Source organism: Streptomyces sp. CA-146814 (assembly GCF_050942385.1).
Classification (GTDB): Bacteria; Actinomycetota; Actinomycetes; order Streptomycetales; family Streptomycetaceae; genus Streptomyces.
In genome coordinates, this window is sequence record NZ_CP192068.1 from 6,980,513 (window position 1) to 7,003,978 (window position 23,466).

Sequence of the window (23,466 nt, forward strand, 5' to 3'; positions counted from 1 at the left end):
GGTGTCCTCGGTGTGGAGGTCTTCGTGTCAGGTGCTGTTTCCAGCTTGCGCCACCCGCTCGTCGCGGTGGCGGCTGCCGCCCTCGCCGCCCCCCTCGTCCTCTCCGGCCCGGCCCACGCCGAGCCGGCCCCGTACACCGTCACCCCGCTGAAGTTCACCGTCCAGGCGGGCGGCCGCTCCTGTGTGGTCGACGCCGACCTCTACCGCCCCGCCGGTGTCGACGCGGACCGTCCGGCCCCCGCCGTCCTCGCCACCAACGGCTTCGGCGGCTCCAAGTCCGACGGCTCGACCGACGCCATCGGCCAGGCCGTCGCCGCCCGGGGCTATGTCGGCCTCGTCTACTCCGGCCTCGGCTTCGGCAGGTCCGGCTGCCTGATCACCCTGGACGACCCCGCCATCGACGGAAAGGCCGCGAGCGGCCTCCTCGACTTCCTCGGCGGCATCCGGGCCGCGGACGACGGCACCCGCGCGGACTACGTGGTCCGCGACGGCCAGGGCGACCCGCGCGTCGGCATGATCGGCGGTTCCTACGGCGGTGCCATCCAGCTGGCCACCGCCTCCACCGACCCCCGTGTCGACGCCCTCGTCCCGCTCATCACCTGGAACGACCTCGCCTACGCGCTCGCGCCCAACAACACCGGAGCGCGCACCGGCGTCACCTCCGACACGCCAGGCGTCTTCAAGTGGCAGTGGACCAACGGCTTCTACCTGATCGGCGAGGGTCAGCCGCTCCTCAACCCGAGCCTCGACCCCTCCCGCTTCAACCGGCTCGACTGCCTGCACTTCGCCACGCAGGCCTGCGAGACCATCCGCCTCCTCAACTCCGGCCGCTACCCGGCCGACCGGGCCCGCGCGATGCTCGACTACGCCCGCAGCGTCTCGCCCGTCTCCTACCTCGACCGGGTCAAGGCCCCGACCCTGATCGTCCAGGGCCAGGCCGACAGCCTCTTCAACCTGAACGAGGCCACCGCCACGTACAAGACGCTCAAGGCGCAGGGCACCACGGCCAAGATGATCTGGCAGTCCTGGGGCCACAGCGGCGGCCAGGTCCCGGGCGAACTCGACCTGAGCGAAGGCAACCTGGAGAGCAGCTACGTGGGCCGGCGGGTGCTTGCCTGGTTCGACCGGTACCTCCAGAAGAAGACGGACACCGACACCGGGCCCGAGTTCTCCTACTACCGATCCTGGCAGGACGGCTACGGCACGGCGGCCGAACTGCCCGCGCTCTCCCGGAAGATGTACCTCTCCGGCGACGGCAAACTCGTCGACAACCGCTCCAAGGTGATCCGCGGCAGCCGCCAGTACACCAACTGGCTGATCCCGACGAGCCATTCGGAGAGCTCGATCGCCCCGCTGATCGGACTGCCCGACCCGAAGCCGTACGACACCAAGGGCACCTACCTCGGCTGGCGGAGCGCCCCGCTCACCGCACCCCTTGATGTGGTCGGCGCCCCGAAGGCCACGCTGAAGGTCGTCTCACCGAAGGCGGAGCGGGTCCAGAACAGCGGGGACGCCTCCGACAAGCTCGTCCTCTTCGCCAAGGTGTACGACGTCGCCCCCGACGGCACCCGGACCCTGGTGAACCGCCTCGTCTCGCCGGTCCGCGTCCCCGACGTCACCCGGCCCTTCACGGTGGAGCTGCCCGGCATCGTCCACCGGTACGAGAAGGGGCACCGGCTGGAGTTCGTGATCGCCGCCAGCGACACCGCGTACTTCGGTAACCGGGGCATCAAGCCCGTCACCGTGGTCAGCGCGCCCGAGGGCACCGGCGTACTGGAACTCCCGGTGGTCCCGGCCGGCTGACCGCCACCCTTCCCGCGTTCACCCGAACGGCCGAACATCACCGCCCCCCGGGCCCGGCGACGATCCATGCTGGGGACACCCCGGGGGACGGCGGCGGAAGGACCGGACCATGAGTCCCAAGGACGTGACGAGCGACGGCAGGCGCGGCAGCGGGCTGTGGACCCCGGGGCGCATCGCCGTCGCGGCGCTGGTCGTGCTGGTCATCGTGTTCATCTGTGTGAACACCCGGAAGGTCACGATCCGGGTGCTGATCCCCGAAGTGACCATGCCGCTCTGGCTCGCCCTGCTCGCGATGTTCCTGATCGGGCTGGTCTGCGGCGGCTACCTGTTCCGCCGTAAGGGCAAGTGACACCCGGGGCCGACGGGACCGTCCCTCCCCGCCGCCCCCTCGTACGCGTCGTACGCTGGGACGATGCCCGATCCCGACGCTAACCCGACGCCGCCCGCCCCGTACCTCACCGAAGGCCCGCGAACGGCCTTGCGCCGCTTCACCGAGGCCGACGCGGCGGAGTTCACGGCCCGCGCCCGGGAGAGCCGCACGCTCCACCGTCCCTGGCTCTTCCCGCCGGAGCGGCCCGACGCCTACGCCGCGTACACGGAGACCCTCGCCCGGGACCCGGCCCGCGAGGGCTTCCTGGTCGTCGAGCGCGGCGAGCGCGGCGAGCGCGGCGAGCGCGGCGAGCGCGGCGAGCGCGGCGAGCGCGGCGAGCGCGGCGAGCGCGGCGAGCGCGGCGAGCGCGGCGAGCGCGGCGAGCGCGGCGAGTCCGGCGCGGACGGGGCCATCGCCGGGTTCATCAACATCAACAACATCGTCCTCGGCGGCTTCCGCTGCGGCGCCCTCGGCTACGGGGCCTTCGCCCACGCGGCCGGGCGCGGCCTGATGGGCGAAGCGCTCGGCCTCGTCATGGGCCTGGCCTTCGGACCGCTCGGCCTGCACCGCCTGGAGGCCAACATCCAGCCCGACAACGCGGCCTCCACCGCCCTGGTCCGGCGGGCCGGATTCCGGCTGGAGGGGTTCTCGCCGGACTTCCTCCACATCGACGGCGCCTGGCGCGACCACGAACGCTGGGCGATCACCGCACCGGCCGCAGAAGCCCCTCGAAGCCGACGAAACCCCTTGGGGTCGACGAAACCCCTTGGGGCCGACGAAATCCCTTGAGGCGGCCCGGAGCGGCGGCGAGGATGGAGCCCATGCGTACCATCGTGGTCCTCGACGCCCCCTCCAACCTGGGCCTCCGGCCCCCCGCCCCCGGCACCGTCCCCGGCTGCTACAAGCTGGCGGGCGCACTGCGGGAGCAGCGGATCGTCCAGCGGATCGGCGCGCTGGAAGGCGGAGTCGTGGTGCCGCCGCGCTACGACCGAGGCGACTGGCAGCCGGGCGACGGGGTCTTCAACGCCGCCGCCATCGCCCGCTACACCCGCACCCTCGCCGACCGCATCGAAGGACACGTACGGGCCGGGGAGTTCGCCCTGGTCCTCGGCGGTGACTGCTCCATCCAGCTCGGCGCCGCCCTCGCCCTGCGCCGCCTCGGCCGGTACGGGCTCGCCGCCGTCGACGGGTCCGCCGACTTCCGGCACGTGGGCAACAGCGACCATGTCGGTGCCGCCGGCGGGGAGGAGCTGGCCATCGCCACGGGGCGCGGTCAGGCGGACCTCAGTGACCTCGAAGGGCTCCGGCCCTACCTCAAGGACGAGGACGTCCGCCTCTTCGGCATGCGCGACGAGGACGAGGACCAGGCCGAGCTGGCCGCGCTGAAGATCCCCCACGCGACCGTCGGCCAGATCCGCGAGTGGGGCGCCGCCGAGCTCGCGCGGGCCACCGTGGAGAGCCTGGAGACGCCCGTACTCGACGGCTACTGGGTCCACCTGGACGCCGACGTCCTCGACCCGGGCGTCATGCCCGCCGTCGACAGCCCTGACGACGGCGGCCTGATGCCGGACGAACTCGCGCCGCTGCTGCGAACGTTGGTCTCCTCGCCGCGCTGTGTCGGGCTCAACGTCACCATCTACGATCCGGACCTCGACCCGGACGGCACGGCCGGCGCTCTGCTGGCCGACCTCGTCGTCGGGGCTCTCGTGCCGGCCTGACGCGCCGGTCCCGGGCGGACCGGTCAGACGGTGACGTTGCGGTCCACGTACTCGAAGACCGAGCCGTCCGGGTGCAGCGCGATCAGGTTGCGGCCCGCCGGCGTCGGCACCGGCCCCGCGACGATCCGCGCACCCGCCCGGGTCAGAGCGGCTTCGGCGTCGTCGACATCCTTCACGGCGATGGTCGCGCCCACCTTGCGCAGCACCTCCAGCTCCGACTCGGGCCCGCTCATCAGCAGGAAGCAGCCGATCGCGGCGACCGACACGCCACCGCGTTCGAAGCGCTGGGCCTGAGTGCCCGTCAGCTCCTGGTAGAAGGCGACCGAGGCCTCCAGGTCGTCGACGCAGATACGCAGCGTGGTTCCGAGGATCTCCATGCGTACGAGGGTAGTTGGCGTCGGCCGTGCGCGTGATCGATTCGGTCCGCCGGAATTCGGTTGCCGGGGTGGGGGCGCGGTGCGAGGGTCCCGCCATGGAACGACGTATGCCATCGGACGTGACTGTGCGGCCCTACCGGCCCGAGGACTGGGACGCCATCGCCCGCATCCACGACACCGCGCGCCTGGACGAGCTGCGCTGTTCGGTCGGTGTGGAGGCCTTCCTCACGCTCGCGGAGACGCATGAGGAGGAGGGGCTGTTCGACGGTGAGCTGTGGGTGGCGGAGGTGGTCGACGGGGCGGACCCGGAGCCGGTGGTGGCCGGTTTCGCCGCGTTCGCGGACGCCGAGCTGACCTGGCTGTACGTCGACCCCGCGCGCCAACGGCGGGGCATCGGGCGGGTCCTGCTGGGCCATGTACTGGAGGCCGACGACTCCGCCCGAATCGAGTGCACGGTCCTGGCCGGGAACGACAACGCCCGCGCCCTCTACGAGAGCGCGGGGTTCGTGGTCGTCGAGACGAAGACCGGGAAGCTCGCCGGGAATGAGCGTTTCGCGGCGACCGGGCACGTCATGGAGTGGCGCCGGCCCTGAGGCCCGTACCGGCCCATGGCCCGTGTCGTCCCGTACGTCTGCCCGAGGCCCGGGGCCCGCGCCGCCTCGTACCGTCTCCGGCGGTCACCCCCGGCAGAGCACCTCGCCGTGCGGGACCATGAACCAGCCGTCGGCCTGCTCGCCCCAGCCGCGCCACGCCGCCGCGATGGCCGTCAGCTGCCCGGTGCTCGCCTGGCCGCCGCGTACCGCCAGTTCGGCGTAGACCGAGTCCGTCGTACGGTCCGCCCACAGCCCGCTCCACCAGGCGCGGGTCTCCGGGGTGGCGAAGCACCAGGCGGCGGCGGTCGGTGTGATGTCGGTGAAGCCGGCCTGCCGCGCCCAGGAGAGCAGCATCCGGCCGGCGTCCGGCTCACCGCCGTTGGCGCGGGCCACCCGCCGGTAGACCTCCTGCCACTCCGACAGGCCCGGCGTCTCCGGATACCAGGCCATCGCCGCGTAGTCGCTGTCGCGCGCCGCGACCACGCCGCCGGGCCGGCAGACGCGCCGCATCTCGCGCAGGGCCTGGACCGGGTCGCCCACATGCTGGAGCACCTGGTGGGCGTGGACGACGTCGAAGGAGTCGTCCGGAAAGTCCAGCGCGTGGACGTCGGCGACCGCGAACTCGACGTTCGACAGGCTCCGTTCGGCCGCCACCGCTGCCGCCTGCTCCAGGATCCCGGCCCCGGTGTCGACCGCCGTCACCCGGCCCGGCGCGACCAGGGCCGCCAGATCGGCGGTGATGGTGCCGGGTCCGCAGCCGACGTCCAACACCGCCATGCCGGGACGGAGTTCACCGATCAGGTAGCCCGCCGAGTTGGCGGCGGTCCGCCAGCGGTGCGAGCGCAGCACCGACTCGTGGTGGCCGTGGGTGTAGACGGCGGTCTCTTTCGGCACGGCAGCGTCCGGCATGGCGGCGTCCTCTCTCGGTACGGCGGGTGCGCACTGCGGCCACCGTACGCCGCCATGTCGGATGGTGAGATAGGCGTCTTGAGATGTGGACGGCGCTGGTCGCTACACCGGCATCGGGCAGTAGACCGTCAGCGCCTCCGGCAGCTTGTCGATCAGCAACTCGCTTCCGGAGTGGGCCACTTCACCGTCGTACGCGTACGGAGTCCCCGGTGCGAGACCGGCCACGCGCACCCGGCGCCGGCGCACCGCCGCGTGGGCGGGGGAGCGGGTCAGGGGTCCGGCCACCGCCGCCGCGAGCAGGCGCAGTGCCGGGCCGCGGCCGCCGTGCACCACCCGGACGTCCAGCAGCCCGTCCGCCAGGTTGTGGCGCCGGCCCGGCGCCGGGCCGACCCGCTGGAAGAGGCCGTTGCCGACGAAGACCAGCCACAACGGGCGCCTGCGGCCCTGGAGTTCGGCCTCCAGCGGGCGCCGGTCGCGCAGTACGTGGAAGGCGGCGAGCACTCCGGCGGGCCAGCCGCCGATCCGTGGCGACCAGTGCTCCCGGGTCCGTACGAGCTCCGGATAGACGCCCAGGCTGAAGGCGTTGAGGAAGTAGCCGTCGGCCCCGTCCGGTCCGTTCGGGCCGGGCCGGAACCTGCCGAGGTCGACCTGTATGGCGTCGCCCGCCGTGAGTGCTGCCGCCGCCTCCTGGACCGTCTCGATGCCCAGGTCGTAGGCGAAGTGGTTGAGCGTCCCGCCGGGGAAGACGGCCAGCGGCAACCCGTGCGTCGCCGCCACCGAGGCCGCCAGGTTCACCGTACCGTCGCCTCCGCAGACCCCCAGCGCCTTGCCCCGGCCCGCCGCCTTCTCCATCGCCGTGGACAGGTCGGCGGGCGCGCACGCGACGATCTCGGCGAGCGGCAGCGCCTCGCGCACCAGCGACGCGGTCGCGGTGGCCGTGCCGGACGCCTCGTTCACCACCACCACGAGGCCCTTCCCGCCGGGCAGCGCGGGCGCCTCACCGGGCGGACGGCCGGGCGCCGGGAGCTGGCCCCGGGTCGGGACGACGCCGCGCAGGGCGAACGCGGCTCCTACGCCGAGCGCGGCCCCGGCCAGCACATCGCTCGGATAGTGGACGCCCGTGTAGACGCGGGAGGCGGCCACCGCCGCGGCGACGGGTGCGACGACCGCGCCCCAGCCCCTCGACTCCAGAGCGACCCCGGTGGCGAAGGCCGCGGCCGAGGCCGCGTGGCCGGAGGGAAAGGAGGTGGTCACCGGCTGCCGCTTCAGCTGCCGCATGACCGGCACATGATCGAGTATCGGCCGCTGCCGGCGGACCGCGCCCTTGCCGACGGTGTTGATCGCCGCCGAGGCCACGGCCAGCGACGCGACCCCGCGCAGCGCGGCCCGGCGGGACCGGGCGCTGGAGCCGAGGGCCGCGATACCGACCGCCGTCCCGAACCAGAGCAGCCCGTGGTTGGCGCTCCGGCTCAGCTGGGGCAGGAGAGGATCGGCGCCCGGCCAGTGGCGGCCCGCGACGCTGTGGAAGACGGCGAGATCCCGTCCTTGCAGCCAGCCCCGCCACCGGGCGGTGACGGATGCGGCGGTCGAAGTGTGCGGTGACGACATGGGCGACATGGCTCAGCGAATACCCGGCCGTTCGCCGCTGAACCAGCAGGCGCGCTGAGAGCCTCACCACGCTCCACCGACTACCGGCACAACGGCCCAGGCTCGCCCGGCTGCGCAAGTTGAGCGGGCGGCCTGCTCCGAACCTCCGTATAAAGGGGCCAGAGAGCGCGCCGGAGCCGCAGGGCGTGCCCGGCGGACCCGGCCCCGATCCGCCGGACACGCCCCGAGAGCCCGGAGAGCGCCCCGGAGCCGTAGACGCGGCGGTGGCAGCGGAGGAGGCCGGAATGCACGAGGACCACGGGCCCGTCCGCTACGGGCCGCCCGCCCCCGACCCCGGCCTCCCCGTCCTGCCCGAGCTGGCCGCCGTACTCGCCGCCGCGGCCGACCGCACCCGCCCCGAGCCGCCCGGCGGCGGCCGCGCCCTGCGCGAGGCGGCCGGCGGCTACTGGGACCGGCGCGGGCTCCACGGCGGCCCGGAGAACATCGTCGCCGCCCCCGGCGACCAGCCGCTCCTCCTCGCCCTGATCGCCGCGCACGGCGGTGACGTCCTCATGCCCCGCCCCAGCCCGGCCACCTGGATGCCCCAGGCCCGGCTGCTCGGCCGGCCCGCCTACCAGGTGCCGACGCCCGCCGAGTGCGGCGGCATCCCCGACCCGTACGCCCTGCTGGAGACCGTGCGCCGGGTCCGGGCCGAGAGCGGCCGGCCGAAGCTGCTGGTGCTCTCCGTCGCCGACGACCCGACCGCCACCGTCGCCCCGCCCGAACTGGTACGGGAGGCCTGCGAGGCGGCGGTCGGCGAGGGCATGCACATCATCAGCGACGAGACCTGGCGCGACACCGTCCACCGGCCCCGTGACACCGTCCTGCTCAGCCCCGCCGAGATGTGCCCCGACGACGTCACCGTCATCAGCGACCTCTGCGGCGCTTTCACCCCCGCCGCCTGGCCGGTCGCCGTCGCCCGCTTCCCGGCGACCGGGCGCGGAGCCGCGCGCCGCGCCCGTACGCTCGACGTCCTGACCGCGCTCGGCGCCCTGGTCGCCGGTCCGCTCGCCCCCGCCGCCGCCCACGCCCTCGCCGAGCCGGAGGCCGTACGGGAGCGGATCCGGCAGGCGGCGGGGCTCCAGGCGCAGGTGGCCGCCGCCGCCCATCGCGCGGTCCTCGCCTCCGGCGCCCTGGCCCGGCCCCCGCAGGCGGGCCGCCACCTCTACGCGGACCTCGGCCCGCTCCGGCCCCGGCTGGCGGACCTCGGCGTCACGGACTCCATGGAGCTGGAGGAGTACCTCACCGACCGGCTCGGCGCCCCGGCCCCGGGCGGCCACCGCTTCGGCGACGAACTGGGCGCGCTGCGCGTACGCCTCGGGACCGGGCCGCTGCTGGGTGCGACGGCGGAGGAACAGCGGGCGTCGCTGACGGCGGCGGATCCGCTGGAGCTGCCGCATGTGGAACGGGCGCTGAGCCGGTTCGCCAGAGCCTTCGGCGAGCTGCGGTGACCCAGGGCCTTCGGCGAGCTGCGGTGAGCCACGGCCTTCGGCGAGCTGCGGTGAGGTGGGCCTGACGGGAGGACGGCGGCCTCACCCCGTTGCGTCCCCCGTCCCGTGCCCGAACCGTGCGCGCAGCTTCCGCCACACCGCCGGAGCGCCACTGATCACCACGGTCAGCGCCACCGCCGCCACCACCCCCTGCCACGGCTCCGGGAAGAGCGAACCGCCCAGGATCCCGATCAGCTGATACGTCGCCGCCCACGCCAGACACGCCGGCACATCGCCCCGCGCGAACGTCTTGAGCGGCATCTTGCCCAGCAGACAGGCCAGCATCACCGGGATCCGCCCGGCCGGCACCAGCCGGGACAGGATCAGCACCGTCCCGCCGTGCTCCTCCAGCTTCTCCTGCGCCTGCGCCAGCCGCTCCGGCGCGGCCCGGCGCGTGAGCGCCGCCAGCCACTTCGAACCGTGCTCCGAGCGCACGCCCCGCTGCCCGAGCCAGTACAGGCAGACATCGCCCAGGAACGCCGCCGACGACGCCACCGCGAAGACGAGGAGCAGCGAGAACGGGGACTCCTGGTGGAACGCCACCACCGCCGCCGAACTCACCAGCGCCCCCGTCGGAATCACCGGCACCAGCGACCCCAGCGCCACCAGGAGGAACAGCGTCGGATAGCCCACGGCCTGCTGGGTCGACTCGGTGGGCAGCGCACCCACCACCGACTGGACCTCCGGGATCACCGGTCGGCCTCCGGGCGGACCCGCTCGCCGTGGGAGAGCAGGTGCACCGCCACCTCGGGTGCCCGGATGCCCGCCTGCCGGACGAACTCGTCGCCCGGCCCGTGGAACTCGTGCGGCCGCACCCCGTCGAGCCCGATCGGCCAGTACGTGCCGAAGTGCACCGGCACCGCCGAGCGCGGCTCCAGCAGGGTCAGCGCCTGGGCGGCGCGGGACGGGTCCAGGTGGCCGTGCCCCAGGTACGGGCCCCAGCCGCCCACCGGCAGCAGCGCCACATCCACCGCGCCCACCGCCTCCGCCATCTCGTCGTACAGCCCGGTGTCCCCGGCGAAGTACGTACGGGCCTCGCCCTCGACCACGTAACCGAGCGCGGGCACCTTGTGCGGCCCGACCGGCAGCCGCCGCCCGTCGTGGAGCGCCGGCACCGCCCGCACCCGCACCTCGCCGACCCGTACCTCGTCGCCCGCCCGCACCTCGGTGACCACCAGCTGCCGCCTCCGGAGCAGCATCCGCAGCCCGGGTACGGCCGCCACCGCGCCGCTCGGCACGACCAGCCGGGTGCCGGGGGCCAGCCGGGAGAGCGACGGCAGGTGCAGATGGTCGGAGTGCAGATGCGAGACCAGCACCACCTCGGCGAGCGCGGCCTGCGGCGGCGGCACCTCGCCCCGGCGGCGGCGCAGATGCGCGAAGCGCCGTACGAACAGAGGGTCGGTCAGCACCCGTACCCCGGAGTCCTCGATCGTGCAGGTGGCATGACCCCACCAGGTGACCTCCACCGGCACGTCCCGCCTCCTCGCCCGACCGCCGCTCGGCCTCCGTGACCCGCTGCCCCGGAGCGGCCCGCCCACACCTGTACGAAAGAGCGCCGCCACCACGAGACTATGCGCCCCCGGCGCTTCCCCACGACCACCCCCTGACCGGGCCCGACGCTGTGAAAAGCTGGGGAGCGGGCTCCTGACCGACGGGTCCGCAGCGGAGAAGGCGTGAGGTGGACCGGCGTGGACGAGCGAAGACGGCGTACGCCGGAGCGGCGCAAAGCGCGATGGCGTACGGCCGGCGGCGCGCTCATGCGGGTCGTCGCGGTCTGGGCGGTCTCCACGCTCACCATGCTCGCGCTCGCCGGTCTCCTGCCCGACTTCCAGCTCCAGTCCGACGACGGCGACACCATCACCCGTACCGCCTTCACGGCGGCCTGGGGCGCGGGTGCGTTCGGCCTGCTCTCCGCGCTGGTGTGGCCCGTCCTCGTCCGGGCCCTGCTCATCGTGCCCGCGCTCGTCATGGGCGCGCTGGTCTTCTTCCTCAACGGCTCGCTGCTGCTGATCGCGGTGCGGCTGATCCCGGACGGACGCGGTGAGGCCGCCCCGGAGACCGCGGTCCTCGTCGCCGCCGTGATGTCCGCCGTCGCCTCCGCCACCTCCACCGCGCTCGCCGTCCGCGACGACGAGGCCTACCGCCGCAGGCTCTCCCGCCTCGCCGACCGGCGCCGCCGGCGCGGCTCCCCGGACATCGTGGGACCCGACCGCGACGCACCGCCCGGCACCGTCTTCCTCCAGCTCGACGGCGTCGGCCACGACGTCCTGGTGCAGGCCGCCGCCGGCGGGCTCATGCCGACCGTCGCCGGCTGGCTCGCCGACTCCTCCGGCCACCGCCTCACCCCGTGGCGCACCGACTGGTCCAGCCAGACCGGCGCCAGCCAGCTCGCCATCCTGCACGGCTCCAACCACGACATCCCCGCCTTCCGCTGGTACGAGAAGGAGACCGGCACCGTCATGGTCTCCAGCCGCCCCGCCAGCGCCCTGGAGATGCAGCGCCGCGCCATCGCCCGCACCCGGGACGGCGGCCTGCTCACCATCGACGGCGCGAGCCGGGGCAACCTCTTCAGCGGCGGCGCCGGACAGCTCGCCCTGGTCCTCTCCATGGCAGCCCGGCGCGGCAAGGGCCGGCGCTCCCGTTCCGGATACTTCGCCTACTTCTCCGACCCGGCCAACGCCGTCCGTACCGCCCTCTCCTTCGCCGCCGAGGTCGGCCGCGAGATCGGCCAGTCGACCCGGGCCCGCGCCCGCAAGGACACCCCCCGGGTCAAGCGCGGCGGCCTCTACCCCTTCATCCGGGCCTTCGCGACCGTCGTCGAGCGCGATGTCGTCGTCTCCGCCGTCCTCGGCGACATGTTCGCCGGACGCACCGTCGTCTACGCCGACCTGGTCGCCTACGACGAGGTCGCCCACCACTCCGGACCGCACAGCCGCGACGCCGAGAAGGTCCTCCAGCGCCTCGACCGCTCGCTCGCGCTGATCGCCAAGATCGCCGACCACACCCCGCGTACGTACCGGATCGTGCTCCTCTCCGACCACGGCCAGAGCCCCGGCGAGACGTTCGCCGGACGGTACGGGCTGACGCTCAAGGACCTCGTACGGGCCGGCTGCGGCCTCCCGGTACCGCGCCGGGCCCGCGGCACGCACAGCGCGTCCGAGGCACGCGACGCGGTCCGGATCGCCCTGCACCGCCCGCCCGCCGAGGTCGAACCGGAGGCGGAGCAGGCCGCCCAGCACTCCGAACCGATCGTGCTGGCCTCCGGCAACCTCGGCCTGATCTCCTTCCCCGACATCGAGGGCCGCGCATCGCGCGAACAGATCGACCGCCGCAACCCGGCCCTCCTCTCCACGCTCGCCAACCATCCGGGGATCGGCTTCCTCCTCGTCCGCAGCGAGGAACACGGCTCCGTGGTGATGGGGCCGGGCGGGACCGAGGTCCCCGTCGCCGAACTGGCCGACGGCGAGGGCCCGCTGGCCGTCTTCTCCACCGGCGCGGCCGCCGCCGTACGGCGCACCGACACCTTCCCGCACGTCGCCGACATCATGGTCAACTCGATGTACGACCCCGAGACCGGCACCGTGCACGCCTTCGAGGAGCAGATCGGCTCGCACGGCGGGCTCGGCGGCGAGCAGGCCCGGCCGTTCCTGCTCTGGCCGCGCGGGATGACGGACCCGCTCGACATCGTGGCCGCAGAGGCGGCGGAGGGCGCACCGACACCGCCCGGCGGCGGACTGGTCGGCGCGGAGGCGGTGCACCGGGTGCTGAACCGCTGGCTGCTGGAGTTCTCCGGGCCCCAGGTGCCGGTGCGGACGGAGGGCTTCACGGGAGCGGCGCGGGCGGACGAGCCGTTGTCGGGGAAGGGCGTGGCCGTGCGGCCGGAGGCGCGGAACCCGGTGCTCCGTGAGATCCCGCTGCCGGAGACGCCGGGCTGAGCGGCCCCTCGGCTCAGCGTCCCCGGCTCAGGCCGACTGCCGACGTACGAGCGTCGGTGGGAAGACCACGGAGGGCGACGGGCCGCCGGGGCCGCCGATCTGCTTCAGCAGCAGCCGGGCCATCTCCGCCGCCATCTCCTCCACCGGCTGCCGCACCGTGGTCAGCGGCGGATCGCAGGCGGCCGCCGCGCTGCTGTCGTCGAAACCGACCACGGCCACATCGGACGGCACATCGCGGCCGGCCCGCTGCAGCACCGGCAGCGCGCCGAGCGCCATCAGGTCCGAGGCGATGAACACCCCGTCCAGACCGGGCTGTTCCGCCAGCAGCCGCCGCATCGCCGCCGCGCCGCCCAGATGCGTGAAGTCACCCTCGGCGCAGGCCACGTTCTCGATCCCGTGCGCGGCGAGCGCCTTCAGGAAACCGTCCAGCCGGACCTGGCCGGCGGGCCGGTCCTGCGGGCCGGAGATGGTCCCGATACGGCGCCGCCCCAGCGCGGCCAGATGGTCGGCCGCGAGCCGCGCCCCGGCCTGCTGGTCGACCTCCACATAGGCCAGCGAGGACGGCTGCGGCGGGCGGCCCGCGAGCACGGCGGGCAGCCGGGTCTCCTGGAGCAGACCGGGCAGCGGGTCGTCCGCGTGCGAGGTGACCAGGACGACGCCGTCGACGTGGCCGTGGCGCAGGTAGGACAGCAGCTGGGTGCGGGACGTCTCGTCGTCCGCCAGCATCAGCACCATCTGGATGCCCGCCGGACGCAGCACTTCCAGCAGTCCGCTGACGACCCGGCCGAAGTAGGGGTCGGAGAACATCCGGCCGGCGAACGGCTCGGAGACCGGCCGCCGTTCACGCTCCGAGATCACCAGGGCCACCGAGTCGGTACGCCGGGTCACCAGCGAGCGCGCGGCCCGGTTGGGCACGTAACCGGTCGTCGCCACCGCCTCCTCGACCACGGTGCGCAGGGCGGGGTCCACCGTGGTGGCTCCGTTGATCACCCGTGACACGGTGGCCCGTGAGACACCGGCCACGGCCGCCACGTCCTCCAAGGTCGGGCGTACGGGCGGCTCCACTTCGGCTGTCATGCAGCCCTTTATACCCGCAGCCCAGGACCCCGGTCAGCCGAGGGCCCGTCCCGCCCCCGGGAGCCCTTCCAGCTCGGCGAGCGCCGCCTCGCGTGCCGTGACCAGGGCGGTGGCCAGCCGCTTGGCATCCGCTCGGGCGCCCGCGGTGATCTCGGACCGCGACACCTGTGCGGAGTGGCGCAGATGGTCGCGGATCCGGGTCAGGAAGAGCCGGTCGAACGCGGCTCCCCCGGCCGCCTCCGCCGCCGCGAGGTCCTGTTCGGTCACCATGCCGGGCATGGCGTGGCCCGCGTGCACATCGGTGTCGGGGAGGCCCATCCGGGCCAGCAGGGGCCGGAGCCGGCCGAGTTCGGCTTCCTGTCCGCCGCGCAGCCGGGTCGCGAAGGCGCGGACGCGGGGTTCGGTGGCCCGGTCGGCGGCGAGGGTGAGCAGTGCGACCGCCTTCTCGTTCATCGGGGTCATCAGCTGGACCCAGGCGGCGTCGGTGGGGGTGGCTTTCTGCATGGGGGAGGCGGAGGGGGCGGAGTAAGTGGAGGGGGTCGGGGCGGGCGCGGGTTCCGCCGTCGAGGAGCAGCCGGTCGTGGCGGTCAGTGCCAGGAGGATCGGCAGGCTTAGCGCGACGAGCGGCCTGGACGGGGTGGAGCGGCTCATGAGGGGTCCTGGACCGGGTGGGGGCGCCGCCCCGGAGCCTGGGCCCCGGGGCGGACACCGGTGGACGGTGGAGGGGTGAGGGCCGGTCAGGGGGTGCCGTCGAAGCCGCACTTCACGATGGCGTTGATGCAGTCACGTACGCGCTGCGCCAGCTCCTCCTCCGGCCATACGTTGAAGAAGTCGCCGTGCATCGTGTAGCCGGGGCCCGACGCCAGCCGGAAGCGGGCCGGGTCGCCGCTGACCGGATAGCGCAGCACCTGGCGGAGCTTGGGCACCGGCACCGGGTGGGTGGAGGGGCACGCTCCGGCCACCGGGTAGGACATGTGGCTCTTGTGGTCGGCCGAGTCGAGATCCGTACCGTTCCAGCACTGCGGGAAGTCCAGGTACGACTCCAGCATCGTGCCGGCCGGACAGTTCACGAAGTCCTGCGAGGGGTTGACGTGACCGGCGTGCAGGCACGACCAGCGGGCGATGGTGTTGTCCTGCGGCCCGGCCGCCTTGGCGTTGCCCGCCACGATGCGCAGCCCCTTGGGGAAGGGCTGGATCTGCCGGATGACGTCGTCGCGGACGCCTTCGCCCAGGTAGTAGAAGGTGGTCCCGGTCGGCTCCACCTCCCGGTCGCCGTCGTACAGGGTGGGCACCCAGTACGAGGAGAGGTCGGTGTCGGGGGAGCAGGTCGTGCGGCCCTTCTCCAGCGACTCCAGGTCCGAGTTCCCGTTGGTGGTGTCGTTGCCGAAGAAGCTGTGCATGTGGGAGGCGCCCGGCAGGCCCGGGAAGACGATCGGGTCGTCGGGGGCCCGGTGGGTGTACGGGCACTCCGCCAGGAACTCGGCCACCCGCACGACGTCGGCGGCGGCCTCGGGCGCGAACGCGGCGGCGCGGTCGCCCGCGGCGTTGCCGATGTTGGCCTGGACGAGGGAGAGGGTGAGGGCCGCGGCGGCGAGCCCGGCGACTCTGTAGCGCCAGGACCGGGGGGAGCGTTGGCGGCGGTGTTCGCTTCTGGGTCGGTTTCGGAAGAGCACGGCACTCCTGTTCGGAAGTGGGGGGAGATTCCTGGGTGATATGAGAGAGCGCTCTCTGGTGGGAACGTAAGAGTGTCGCCTGTACATGTCAAGAGAAGGCGCAAGTGCAGCAATGGGCTTGTTTGTGAAGGCGCTTGAGAGGTGAAGGGTGGCGGTGAGCTGGGAGAGCGCTCTCCTTCGGGATCCTCGGAGTCTCTGGTTCCGCGCTGGGCGGGAGAGGCGGTCCATGGTCGGTGAGTGACGGGTGGGGTGTGAGTGGCGGGGGCCGGGTGGCGCTGTCGGGGGCGTTGTCAGTGGTGGGCGGCAGGATGGATGCCATGACGAACTCAGCCGCTGTGCTCGCCGATGCCGCCGCCTATGCCGCCGCGGTCGAAGAGGCCTCCCAGGCCGCCGCCGCGTACTACGCCACGGGCGAGAGCACTCTCGACGACGAGGCGTACGACCGGCTGGCGCGCGGGATCGCCGCGTATGAGGCGGACCATCCCGACGAGATACACGAGTCATCACCGACCGGGAAGGTGGCGGGCGGGGCCGCCGTCGGCGATGTTCCGCACACGGTGCCGATGCTGTCGCTGGACAACGTGTTCTCGGCCGAGCAGTTCGCGGCGTGGACGGCGTCGCTGGAGCGGCGGATCGGCAGACCGGCCGAGGCGTGGAGCGTGGAGCCGAAGCTCGACGGCCTCGCGGTCGCCGCCCGCTACCGGGAGGGCCGCCTGGAGAGGCTGATCACCCGGGGCGACGGCACGGCGGGCGAGGACGTCTCGCACGCGGCGGCCGCGGTCGTCGGACTGCCCGAGCGGCTGGACGCACCGGTCACGCTGGAGGTGCGCGGCGAAATACTCATGACGAACGAGCAGTTCGAACAGGGCAACGCGACCCGCACGGAGCACGGCGGCGCTCCCTTCGCCAACCCGCGCAACGGAGCGGCGGGCACCCTGCGCGCCAAGGACCGGGCGTACCGGGTGGAGACCACCTTCTTCGCGTACGGCGCCCTGCCGCTCGCCGAGTCGGGAGAGCTCGCCGAAACCCTCACCGAGCTGCCTCACAGCGAACTCCTCGCGTACGTCGCCGGGCTCGGCGTGCACACGGCCGCGGCCACGGAGGTGGCGCCGGTCCGGGTGACCACCGTGGAGGAGGTGCAGACGCGGGTCGCCGAGATAGGCGCCCTGCGGGCCGGGCTGCCGTTCGGCATCGACGGCATCGTGATCAAGGCGGACCTCGCCGCCGACCGGCGCGAGGCCGGTTCCGGCACCCGCGCGCCGCGCTGGGCCATCGCCTACAAGCTCCCGGCCGTGGAGAAGATCACCCGCCTGCTCTCCGTCGAGTGGAACGTGGGGCGCACCGGCATCATCGCGCCGCGCGCCGTCCTGGAGCCCGTCGAGATCGACGGGTCCACCGTCGGGTATGCCACGCTCCACAACCCGGCCGACATCACCCGCCGCGATCTGCGCCTGGGCGACCAGGTCATGGTCTACAAGGCGGGCGACATCATCCCGCGCATCGAGGCCCCGGTCGCCCACCTGCGCACCGGCGACGAGACGCCGATCGAGTTCCCGGCGAGCTGCCCGCAGTGCGGTTCCGAGATCGACATGAGCGAGCAGCGCTGGCGCTGCACCCGCGGCCGCAACTGCCGCCTGGTCGCCTCCGTCTCGTACGCCGCCGGCCGCGACCAGCTCGACATCGAGGGCCTCGGCGCCACCCGGGTCGTCCAGCTCGTCGACGCGGGCCTGGTCACGGACTTCGCCGACCTGTTCACCCTGGAGCGCGAGCAGTTGCTCGCCCTGGACCGGATGGGCGAGACCTCCACCGACAATCTCCTCGCCGCCATCGGGACCGCCCGCTCCCGCCCGCTGTCCCGGGTCTTCTGCGCCTTGGGTGTACGGGGGACGGGGCGCTCGATGTCCCGCAGGATCGCGCGGTATTTCGCGACCATGGACCACATCGTCGCCGCCGACGCCGAGTCGCTCCAGCGGGTCGACGGCATCGGCAAGGAGAAGGCCGCGGCGGTCGTCGCGGAGCTGGTGGAGCTGGCCCCGCTGATCGAGAAGCTCGTCCGGGCCGGCGTGACGATGACGGAGCCCGGAGCCACTCCGCCGCCGGAGCCCGGCACGGAGGAGCGGGACGGCGGCGTGGCCGGCGCGGAGCTGCCGCTGGCCGGGATGAAGGTGGTGGTCACGGGGGCCATGACCGGCGCGCTGGAGAAGCTGTCGCGCAATCAGATGAACGAGCTGATCGAGCGGGCGGGCGGTAAGTCGTCCTCCAGCGTCTCCGCGCGCACGAGCCTGCTGGTCGCGGGGGAGAAGGCCGGGTCGAAGCGGACCAAGGCGGAAGGGCTGGGGATCAGGATCGCGGCGCCGGAGGAGTTCGCGGAGCTGATCGCGGACTTCCTCACGGAGGGGGCGGAGCCGGAGGCCGACGTGGCTGTGGAGATCGTGGCGGTGACCGGTGCGGAGATGGCGGCCGTGGCTGTCGTGGCGGTGGAGGGCGCTGACGCCATGGAGGTCGTCGAGGTCTGAGCCCGGTGGGGGCACCCTTGAGGGTGCCTTGGAATCGGGAGGGAAGTGGCTTTCCCTCACCCGGTATTGCATAGTGAGGGCTTGGTCATGCCTCGCTATCAGCGGGCCGATGGGTGCGTGGACGGCTGCGGATGGCCGGCCGGGGGTGAGGGGCGATGCGTTCTCCGTACGACGGACAGCGACGCGGTCGTGCCGTCCCCCAGCCGGGTCGGCCCGGCGGCGAGCACACGGGACCGGCGCACCATGACCCTTCGGTCACGCGCGGGACCCCCCGGTCCGGCGAAGGGCGCGGGCCGCTCGGCGAGGGATCCCGCCCGTCCGGCGAAGGTCCCGGACCGCTTCGTGACGGAAGCGGCGTCGGGGGGTCCGGGACCGGGCGCGAGCCCGGGGCGCTCCGGGTGCGCCACGGACACCGTCGGCTCGGCGGCAGGACCGTGGCCGCCCGGGGACTCGCCCTGGACCTCGGCAGCTCCCGCACCCGCGCCTGGGTGCCCGGCCACGGCCTGCTCACCGACCCGCTCCTCGGCGGCGGCAGCGGCAGTCTCCTTGACGGCTCCGACCTCGGCACCGGCACGGGTCTCAGCTTCGGGTCCGACCTCGGCACCGGCCCCGGCCTCAGCTCCGGGTTCGGCCTCAGCTCCGGGTTCGGCCTCGGCACCGGCCCCGGCCTCAGCTCCGGGTCCGGCCTCGGCTCCGGGTCCGACACTGGCCTCAGCTCAGCCCTCGACCTCGGCACCGGCACCGGCCTCGGCGGAGACGCCGAGCGGCCCGTCCGGCGTGGGCGCATCGTCGACCCCGAGTCCTGCGGGCGGCTCCTCGGCCGCATCGCCGACGCGGCCCTCGGGCCCGACCGTACGGACAGCGTGATCGTCCTCAGCCACCCCGTCCTCGCCGGCGCCGTCCACCGCAACGCCGCGCGGGAGCTCCTCGCCGGGCTCGGTCCGACGCGCGTCCTGGTCCTCAGCAGCGCCCGGGCCGCCGCCGCGTACGCCGGTCCGCGTGATGCCGGCCCGCTGCTCGTCGTCGACATGGGCGCCGAGCTGACCGAGGTCACCCTCCTCGTCGGCGGCCGGATCGCCGACGCCCGGCAGGCCGAGAGCGGGCTCAGCGACCTGGACCCGGCGACGCTGCCCGCCACCCTCGTCGGTACGGTCCTCGACATGGTGAAGTCCATGTGGCGCCAGGACCGGCACGGGGCGATCCGCGGCGCCCTGCGCAAGGGCCCGGTGCTCGCCGGTGGCGGTGCGCTCCGCCCCGACGTCACCGACCGCCTCGCGCGGTGCCTCGGCACGCCCGTGCGGCTGGCGGAGGACCCGTCGACCACCGTGGTGCGCGGTGCCGGACGGATCCTCAGCTCCGTGCTCCGCCACGGGGTGACCACCTCCGTCCTGCCGGGCCGACCGAGGTGACCCCGTACCCGGGGCCGACCCGGGGGAACGTGCTCCCGGTGCGGCCGGGACCGGCGCAGCGGACCCGGAGCGTGCTGGCTGCTCTGGTTCTCGCCGTCCTCACCGTGCTCGGTGGCGCGCCCGCGGCGGGCGCAGCGCTGCCCACCGGCGCCCTGGCCGGCCTGGCGTCCACGGCCGCGAACCCGCCGAACAGCCGGGCGCCCGCCCCGCAGACCGACCGCACCGCCCACTCCGGCAACGGCCCCCACCACGACCTGCGCCGCACCCGCCCGGCCCCGACCGCCGCCGGCCCCGGCGCCGGCGGCCGCAACGCCCGCGACCAGCAGCCCAACCCGCACCGGTCCGCCGTCCGGACCGGTCCCACCGGCCCGCACGCCCACACCCTGCTCCACGAGCGGTCGCCGTCCGCCGACCCGGCCTCCCCGACGCCTCGGGCCGGCATCAGCCGCGCCCACCTCACGGGCCACGCGCCGCCACCCTCGTACGAAGGTCTGCTGCCCCGCCCGCCCGGTCCGCTCCTGCCGCGCGGGCGCATCGAACAGCCCACCGCGGCCCACCACTCCACGCCTTCCGGCCGCCGTGGCGGCCGGCCCGGAGTCCGAGGTCCTCCGAACAGCACGACCGCCGGTCACCCGGCCGTTCACCCGACCGGCCACCGTTCCCGCTGTTCTGCCGATCCGGCGTCGCGTCCTCGCTGAGGTGAGGGCGGCCGACGCCCCACCGGAGGATTTCCATGACTCGCGCCACCACGGTGCGAGCAGTTCTGGCTGCCGCCGTGCTGCTCGTCTCCGTCTTCATCACGCTGACCATGTCACCCAGACTCGGCCTCGACCTCCAGGGCGGCACCCGGATGGTGCTCCAGGCCAAGGACTCCGCCACCGTCGAGGCGGACCGGGAGACCACCGACCGCACCCTGGAGGTCCTGCGCCAGCGCATCGACTCCCTCGGCGTCGCCGAACCCGTCCTCACCCGCTCCGGCGAGGACCGCATCATCGTCGAACTGCCCGACGTCCAGGACCCGCGCCAGGCCGCCGCCGTCATCGGCCGCACCGCTCAGCTCAGCTTCCACGAGGTCCGCGGCGCCGCACCCCCCGGAACCGATCCCGCGCCCCAGCCCGAGACCGGTCCTGAGCAGCTGATTCTCCCCGACGAGCAGGGAACGCAGCTCGACCTCGGCCCCGTACGCATCTCCGGAGCGGGCGTCAAGGACGCCACCGCCTTCTTCGAGGCCCAGCAGGCGGCCGGCTGGACGGTGAAGCTCGACTTCCACAAGGACGCCGGCAAGGACTGGACGAAGCTGACCGGTGAGACCGCCTGCCACCCGGCCGGGGACGAGCGCCGACGCGTCGCGATCGTCCTCGACGAGAAGGTCATCTCCTCGCCCCAGGTCGACCCCTCGGTCGGCTGCCAGGCCGGACTGCCCTCCGGCGGCACCCAGATCACCGGCTCCTTCACCGCGAAGGAGGCCCGCGACCTGGCCCTGCTGATCAAGGGCGGCGCCCTGCCCGTCCCCGTCGAGATCGTCGAACAGCGGACCGTCGGCCCGACGCTCGGCGCCGACGCCATCGACGCCAGCACCCAGGCCGCGCTCATCGGCGCCGCCGCCACCGCGCTCTTCATCACCATCGTCTACCGCCTCTTCGGCGCGCTGGCCGCCGTGGCCCTCGCCGCGTACGGAGTGATCTCGTACGCCGCACTCGTCGGCCTCGGTGTCACGCTCACGCTGCCCGGACTCGCCGGGTTCGTCCTGGCGATCGGGATGGCGGTCGACGCGAACGTCCTGGTCTTCGAACGGGCCAGGGAGGAGAGTCAGGCCCAGCCGAAACGCTCGCTCCGCTCGGCGCTGACCACCGGCTTCCAGAAGGCGTTCAGCGCCGTCGCCGACTCCAACATCACCACCCTCCTCGCCGCCGGACTGCTGTTCTTCCTCGGCTCCGGCCCGGTCAAGGGCTTCGGTGTCACGCTCGCCATCGGGGTCATCGCCTCGATGTTCTCCGCGCTGGTCATCGCCCGCGCGCTCACCGAGATCGCGGCGGGCTCCCGCTTCGTCAGCGACTACCGGGGCATCAACGGCATCGCGCGCCCCGGCAGCGTACGGACCTGGCTGACCCGCAAGGACCCGCAGCTCTTCCGGAAGCCGGTCCAGTGGCTCGTCATCTCCACGGTCCTGGTCGCCGTCGCGATCGCCGGGATCGTGGTGCGCGGGATCGACCTGGGCGTCGAGTTCACCGGCGGGCGGCTGGTGGAGTACTCCACCAGCCGGCCCGTCGACGTCGAGACCGCCCGCTCCACGCTGGCCTCGGCCGGCTTCGCGGACGCCGAGATCACCACGGCGGGCGACGGCGACATCTCGGTGCGCACCGGAGCGCTCGACAACGACGGCGAGCACGCCCTGCGGACAGCCCTGGCCGCCGAGGGCGGTGAGACCACGAAGGTACGGGACGAGCTGATCGGCCCGAGCCTCGGCGACGAGCTGCGGCGCAACGCGCTGATCGCCCTGGGCGTCGCCGTGCTCGTGCAGCTCGCCTATCTGGCGGTCCGGTTCCGCTGGACGTTCGCCGTGGGGGCGGTGGCCGCGATGGTGCACGACGTGGTCATCGTCGTCGGCGCCTTCGCCTGGCTGGGACGGCCCGTGGACGGGATCTTCCTGGCCGCTCTGCTCACCGTGATCGGCTACTCGGTCAACGACTCGGTGGTGGTGTTCGACCGGGTACGGGAGCTGTGGGGCCGAAACCGCAAGACCCCGCTGGCCACCGTCTCCAACCGGGCGGTCCTCCAGACCGTTCCCCGTACGGTGAACACCGGCATGGGCGCCCTCTTCATCCTGGCCGCCCTCGCGGTGCTCGGCGGCGACTCGCTGACCGACTTCGCGCTCGCCCTGCTCATCGGCATCGTCGTCGGCACCTGGTCCTCGGTCTTCACCGCCGTACCGGGCGCACTCGTCCTGGAACGCACCACCAGCGCTCCGCCGCCGGTACCGGGCAACACCCGACGCGCCCGCGCACCCCGGCGCGAGCCGCTCGACAACGGGGCGCGCGTCTGACAGGCCCGTACGCCGAACGCGCCCTCTGCTCTGGCTTGTCGAGCTGGAGCAGAGGGCGTACGGCGTCCTAGGCGAGGCGCTCGCGCAGATAGGCGGCGGTCGCGTGGTCGGCGGGCAGGAACGTCTCGATGGCCAGCTCCGCCACGGTCACGTCCATCGGCGTGTTGAACGTGGCGATGGAGGCGATGAACGACAGCTCCTGGCCCCCGTGTTCGATCACCAGAGGCAGGGCGAACGACGGCGTACGCTCAGCGGCCCGGCTGCCGCCGGAACCCTGGTCCGCGACGGGATAGGCGGCGACCTCCTCGTACAGCGTCCGCAGCTCCGGTGACCGTACGAGCGCGATCTGACGTTCCATCTGCGCCAGCAGATCCGCCCGCCACTCCGCCAGGTTCAGGATGCGCGGCGCGAGGCCGGCCGGGTGGAGCGTGATCCGCATGGCGTTGAGCGGCGGGGCGAGCAGCTCCTCGGCGACGCCCTCCATGAGCAGTGCGATGCCCCGGTTGGCCGCCACCACGGTGTACGTGCCGTCGACGACGAGCGCCGGATACGGTTCGTACCCCGCCAGCAGCCGCGCCAGCCCGTCGCGCACCGAGGCCATCGCGGGGTCGTCGAGCGGGGTCTGCGCGTAGCGGGGCGCGTAACCGGCGACCACCAGCAGGGCGTTGCGTTCCCGGACGGGGATGTCCAGCTGCTCGGCCAGGCGCAGGATCATCTCCTCGCTGGGGCGCGAGCGGCCCGTCTCGATGAAGGAGATGTGGCGGGCCGAGGAGTCCGCGCGCAGCGCCAGATCCAGCTGGCTGAGCCGCCGCCGCTCGCGCCAGCCGCGCAGCAGTCCACCGACCCCCGTGTCGGGGGAGACAGTCGTCATGGGAAGACCGTAACGTCACGGGTCCGGTCGCACGC

The 23,466-nt window shown here is 73.7% G+C and carries 19 protein-coding genes and 1 pseudogene; 11 read left to right on the plus strand and 9 right to left on the minus strand.

What is annotated here, in order from left to right; all coding sequences use genetic code 11:
- The first annotated feature begins 45 nt into the window (after positions 1-45).
- From ACQP09_RS30835 to ACQP09_RS30850, 4 genes are all read left to right on the plus strand, one after another.
- Positions 46-1,803, plus strand: coding sequence for a CocE/NonD family hydrolase (locus ACQP09_RS30835; protein WP_433406819.1), 1,758 nt, complete (start codon positions 46-48; stop codon positions 1,801-1,803).
- A 109-nt stretch (positions 1,804-1,912) separates the two neighbouring features.
- Complete coding sequence (locus ACQP09_RS30840; RefSeq protein WP_433405656.1) at positions 1,913-2,152, plus strand: LapA family protein; 240 nt, start codon at positions 1,913-1,915, stop codon at positions 2,150-2,152.
- A gap of 63 nt (positions 2,153-2,215) precedes the next feature.
- Positions 2,216-2,962: a GNAT family N-acetyltransferase gene (locus ACQP09_RS30845; RefSeq protein ID WP_433405657.1), complete on the plus strand. Its 747-nt coding sequence runs from the start codon at positions 2,216-2,218 to the stop codon at positions 2,960-2,962.
- 32 nt (positions 2,963-2,994) lie between these two features.
- The gene (locus ACQP09_RS30850) at positions 2,995-3,891 is read left to right on the plus strand and encodes an arginase family protein (protein WP_433405659.1); all 897 of its coding nucleotides are present in this window, start codon (positions 2,995-2,997) and stop codon (positions 3,889-3,891) included.
- 23 nt (positions 3,892-3,914) lie between these two features.
- Here ACQP09_RS30850 and ACQP09_RS30855 read toward each other — a convergent pair whose 3' ends face one another.
- Complete coding sequence (locus ACQP09_RS30855; protein WP_432152715.1) at positions 3,915-4,268, minus strand: VOC family protein; 354 nt, start codon at positions 4,266-4,268, stop codon at positions 3,915-3,917.
- Between the two features lie 119 nt (positions 4,269-4,387).
- On the opposite strand from ACQP09_RS30855, the gene ACQP09_RS30860 reads away from it, so the two are divergent.
- Entirely contained in the window at positions 4,388-4,861 is a 474-nt protein-coding gene (locus ACQP09_RS30860; protein WP_433405661.1) for an N-acetyltransferase family protein, read from the plus strand.
- 84 nt (positions 4,862-4,945) lie between these two features.
- Here ACQP09_RS30860 and ACQP09_RS30865 read toward each other — a convergent pair whose 3' ends face one another.
- Positions 4,946-5,755 carry a methyltransferase domain-containing protein gene (locus tag ACQP09_RS30865; protein ID WP_433406820.1) on the minus strand — a complete coding sequence of 270 codons (810 nt, stop codon included), beginning with the start codon at positions 5,753-5,755 and terminating at the stop codon, positions 4,946-4,948.
- Between the two features lie 117 nt (positions 5,756-5,872).
- Positions 5,873-7,378, minus strand: coding sequence for a bifunctional phosphatase PAP2/diacylglycerol kinase family protein (locus ACQP09_RS30870; protein WP_433405663.1), 1,506 nt, complete (start codon positions 7,376-7,378; stop codon positions 5,873-5,875).
- Positions 7,379-7,662: 284 nt separating this feature from the next.
- On the opposite strand from ACQP09_RS30870, the gene ACQP09_RS30875 reads away from it, so the two are divergent.
- Positions 7,663-8,868: an aminotransferase class I/II-fold pyridoxal phosphate-dependent enzyme gene (locus ACQP09_RS30875; RefSeq protein WP_433405665.1), complete on the plus strand. Its 1,206-nt coding sequence runs from the start codon at positions 7,663-7,665 to the stop codon at positions 8,866-8,868.
- Between the two features lie 81 nt (positions 8,869-8,949).
- On the opposite strand, the gene ACQP09_RS30880 is transcribed toward ACQP09_RS30875, so the two are convergent.
- Complete coding sequence (locus ACQP09_RS30880) at positions 8,950-9,600, minus strand: DedA family protein (RefSeq protein ID WP_433405667.1); 651 nt, start codon at positions 9,598-9,600, stop codon at positions 8,950-8,952.
- Complete coding sequence (locus ACQP09_RS30885) at positions 9,597-10,379, minus strand: MBL fold metallo-hydrolase (protein ID WP_433405669.1); 783 nt, start codon at positions 10,377-10,379, stop codon at positions 9,597-9,599. Before ACQP09_RS30885 ends, ACQP09_RS30880 begins: the two co-directional genes overlap by 4 nt.
- Before the next feature lie 285 nt (positions 10,380-10,664).
- Here ACQP09_RS30885 and ACQP09_RS30890 point away from each other — a divergent pair, with 285 nt between their 5' ends.
- Positions 10,665-12,842, plus strand: coding sequence for an alkaline phosphatase family protein (locus ACQP09_RS30890; RefSeq protein ID WP_433406822.1), 2,178 nt, complete (start codon positions 10,665-10,667; stop codon positions 12,840-12,842).
- A 27-nt stretch (positions 12,843-12,869) separates the two neighbouring features.
- Here ACQP09_RS30890 and ACQP09_RS30895 read toward each other — a convergent pair whose 3' ends face one another.
- From ACQP09_RS30895 to ACQP09_RS30905, 3 genes are all read right to left on the minus strand, one after another.
- The gene (locus ACQP09_RS30895; RefSeq protein WP_433405671.1) at positions 12,870-13,919 is read right to left on the minus strand and encodes a LacI family DNA-binding transcriptional regulator; all 1,050 of its coding nucleotides are present in this window, start codon (positions 13,917-13,919) and stop codon (positions 12,870-12,872) included.
- A gap of 33 nt (positions 13,920-13,952) precedes the next feature.
- On the minus strand, positions 13,953-14,570 hold the full coding sequence (locus ACQP09_RS30900) for a DUF305 domain-containing protein (protein WP_433405673.1): 618 nt from the start codon (positions 14,568-14,570) through the stop codon (positions 13,953-13,955).
- Between the two features lie 86 nt (positions 14,571-14,656).
- Positions 14,657-15,592 carry a DUF1996 domain-containing protein gene (locus tag ACQP09_RS30905; protein ID WP_433405675.1) on the minus strand — a complete coding sequence of 312 codons (936 nt, stop codon included), beginning with the start codon at positions 15,590-15,592 and terminating at the stop codon, positions 14,657-14,659.
- 317 nt (positions 15,593-15,909) lie between these two features.
- On the opposite strand from ACQP09_RS30905, the gene ligA reads away from it, so the two are divergent.
- The 4 genes and pseudogenes from ligA to secD all read left to right on the plus strand — a co-directional run bounded on the left by ligA (position 15,910) and on the right by secD (position 22,560).
- Positions 15,910-18,108: an NAD-dependent DNA ligase LigA gene (gene ligA / locus ACQP09_RS30910; protein ID WP_433405677.1), complete on the plus strand. Its 2,199-nt coding sequence runs from the start codon at positions 15,910-15,912 to the stop codon at positions 18,106-18,108.
- Between the two features lie 743 nt (positions 18,109-18,851).
- A pseudogene (locus ACQP09_RS30915) lies at positions 18,852-19,517 on the plus strand (rod shape-determining protein); the annotation flags it as partial.
- Between the two features lie 71 nt (positions 19,518-19,588).
- Entirely contained in the window at positions 19,589-20,215 is a 627-nt protein-coding gene (locus ACQP09_RS30920) for a hypothetical protein (protein ID WP_433405679.1), read from the plus strand.
- Positions 20,216-20,250: 35 nt separating this feature from the next.
- Positions 20,251-22,560, plus strand: a complete 2,310-nt coding sequence (secD, locus tag ACQP09_RS30925; RefSeq protein ID WP_433405681.1) for a protein translocase subunit SecD — start codon at positions 20,251-20,253, stop codon at positions 22,558-22,560.
- A gap of 67 nt (positions 22,561-22,627) precedes the next feature.
- On the opposite strand, the gene ACQP09_RS30930 is transcribed toward secD, so the two are convergent.
- A complete protein-coding gene (locus ACQP09_RS30930; RefSeq protein ID WP_433405683.1) occupies positions 22,628-23,431 on the minus strand; it encodes a helix-turn-helix domain-containing protein in 804 nt (267 codons plus the stop codon).
- Between the last annotated feature and the right edge of the window lie 35 nt (positions 23,432-23,466).

Excerpts from the sequence above, each read along its gene's own strand:
- ACQP09_RS30840 (WP_433405656.1), top strand. The coding sequence starts at position 1,913 with ATGAGTCCCAAGGACGTGACGAGCGACGGCAGGCGCGGCAGCGGGCTG.
- ACQP09_RS30845 (WP_433405657.1), top strand. The coding sequence starts at position 2,216 with ATGCCCGATCCCGACGCTAACCCGACGCCGCCCGCCCCGTACCTCACC.
- ACQP09_RS30850 (WP_433405659.1), top strand. The coding sequence starts at position 2,995 with ATGCGTACCATCGTGGTCCTCGACGCCCCCTCCAACCTGGGCCTCCGG.
- ACQP09_RS30855 (WP_432152715.1), bottom strand. The coding sequence starts at position 4,268 with ATGGAGATCCTCGGAACCACGCTGCGTATCTGCGTCGACGACCTGGAG.
- ACQP09_RS30870 (WP_433405663.1), bottom strand. The coding sequence starts at position 7,378 with ATGTCGTCACCGCACACTTCGACCGCCGCATCCGTCACCGCCCGGTGG.
- ACQP09_RS30875 (WP_433405665.1), top strand. The coding sequence starts at position 7,663 with ATGCACGAGGACCACGGGCCCGTCCGCTACGGGCCGCCCGCCCCCGAC.
- ACQP09_RS30890 (WP_433406822.1), top strand. The coding sequence starts at position 10,665 with ATGCGGGTCGTCGCGGTCTGGGCGGTCTCCACGCTCACCATGCTCGCG.
- ACQP09_RS30895 (WP_433405671.1), bottom strand. The coding sequence starts at position 13,919 with ATGACAGCCGAAGTGGAGCCGCCCGTACGCCCGACCTTGGAGGACGTG.
- ACQP09_RS30900 (WP_433405673.1), bottom strand. The coding sequence starts at position 14,570 with ATGAGCCGCTCCACCCCGTCCAGGCCGCTCGTCGCGCTAAGCCTGCCG.
- ligA (WP_433405677.1), top strand. The coding sequence starts at position 15,910 with ATGACGAACTCAGCCGCTGTGCTCGCCGATGCCGCCGCCTATGCCGCC.
- secD (WP_433405681.1), top strand. The coding sequence starts at position 20,251 with ATGACTCGCGCCACCACGGTGCGAGCAGTTCTGGCTGCCGCCGTGCTG.
- ACQP09_RS30930 (WP_433405683.1), bottom strand. The coding sequence starts at position 23,431 with ATGACGACTGTCTCCCCCGACACGGGGGTCGGTGGACTGCTGCGCGGC.